The 929-nt window shown below is 57.9% G+C and carries 1 protein-coding gene and 1 pseudogene; both read right to left on the reverse strand.

The window, feature by feature from the left end; all coding sequences use genetic code 11:
• Positions 1-611 (reverse strand): PqiC family protein (locus U5A65_RS40655; protein ID WP_321949711.1); only part of this gene is annotated, 611 nt, incomplete at its 3' end.
• A pseudogene (locus tag U5A65_RS40660) lies at positions 608-929 on the reverse strand (mammalian cell entry protein); the annotation flags it as partial. The gene U5A65_RS40655 and the pseudogene U5A65_RS40660, both read right to left, overlap by 4 nt.

Raw genomic sequence — 929 nt, forward strand, 5'->3', positions numbered from 1 at the left:
GCTATCTCATTCGACAATTCGGACACTGCCAGCTGATGCCCCTTCACAAGCTCGCCAAAGCCGTCGCTGACGGGCACCGAGTACGTCGAATGGCAGGTCAGCATGGTCGTTCCTGTTCGTGGTTTCACCGTCCACACGGTGTCCAGCAGTGCGTGCGATGCGTACCATGACTCAAATCGCTGCACCACAACACTAATTCGATAGACCGGTTGATCTGCTGGATAGGGAACGCTCGCGACGTCGAACGTGCCAAGCGCCGCGGAAAGGTTCGCCGACAAACGTTGGCGAAGCTCATCGGCCGGGGCGGTGCTCCAGCGCTCCTGTTCCATGACCTGAACGCGTACGGGATCCTTCTGCAAGACGAGTTGCCGTCGCGCGACCTGTGCTGGAACGACGACAGGCGCCACGTCGATCAGAAATGCTGGGTGTAAATTTTTGTCGTTGACGACTTTATTTCGTAACGTCTGCGGCGGGGATCCCGTGCCCAAGGTGTAGGTATGCACTTCCGGCACAGCGGTGCACGCCGCAGCAAGCGCGGCGATGCTACACAAAGCAAAAAGCAGCTTAAGGCATACGGGCTGGTGACTTCGCCTCGTAGCTTTTTGACTCATGGCTTTTCGTCCCTTGGATTGCCGCGCAGCAGTGACTCCGGATGCTCCTGAAGGTAGACAGCCAGCTCGTTCAGCGATTGCAGCGTGCGATTGAGTTGCGAAACAGCTTGCCGCATATCCGACTGGAGCGGTGAATCCTGCTGTAACGCTGCCTGCGCTGTACGGAACGTTTCCTGGGCGGTCGCGAGGGTATCGCGGGCCTGAGGCGCAAGTTCGGTGTTCATTTGCGTGAATGCACGATTGGCACTCTGGAGCGTTTGATCGAGGTTGGTGCCGATCCGGTCGAACGGCACACGATCCAGCTTTTTGGCAATATCG

It is taken from the genome of Paraburkholderia sp. J10-1, from assembly GCF_905220165.1.
Taxonomy (GTDB): domain Bacteria; phylum Pseudomonadota; class Gammaproteobacteria; order Burkholderiales; family Burkholderiaceae; genus Paraburkholderia.